The sequence below is a fragment of the Serratia sp. Nf2 genome (assembly GCF_003028435.1).
GTDB classification, from domain to species: Bacteria; Pseudomonadota; Gammaproteobacteria; order Enterobacterales; family Enterobacteriaceae; genus Serratia; species Serratia marcescens_L.
Map to the genome: position 1 here is coordinate 1 of NZ_PYTW01000053.1, position 497 is coordinate 497.

Consider the following 497-nt stretch of genomic DNA (forward strand, 5'->3'; position numbering starts at 1 on the left):
GCGTGATCGACGCGCTGGGCGGGGAAGTGAAGCTGGAGTGGGACGCCCGCGGCCAGCTGACGCGCTACACCGACTGTTCCGGCAGCGTGACGGCTTATACCTACGATGCGCTGGGGCAACTGACGGCGCAGACCGATGCCGAAGGCCACCAGACACGCTACCGGTGGGATAACGGCGGGCGCCTGCACACCCTGATCCACCCGGACGGCGGCGAGGAGCGTTTTAACTGGAATGCGCACGGCCAGCTGGCCGAACATCAGGACGCGCTGGGCAGCCTGACCCGCTGGCAGTACAACGCCCTGGGGTTGCCGGTCAGCATCACCGACCGCATTAACCGCACCCGGCGCTATCACTACAGCCCGCAGGGCTGGCTGACGCGGCTGGAGAACGGCAACGGCGGCGAATACCGCTTCAGCTACGATGCGGTGGGCCGCGTGCTGGCCGAAGAGCGCCCGGACGACACCCGCCACTATTATCGCTACGGCGCGGCCGGGCTG

The 497-nt window shown here is 68.0% G+C and carries 1 pseudogene; it reads left to right on the forward strand.

Annotated elements, in window-relative coordinates:
- Window positions 1–497 (forward strand): annotated as a pseudogene (locus tag C9411_RS25375) (RHS repeat domain-containing protein); the annotation flags it as partial.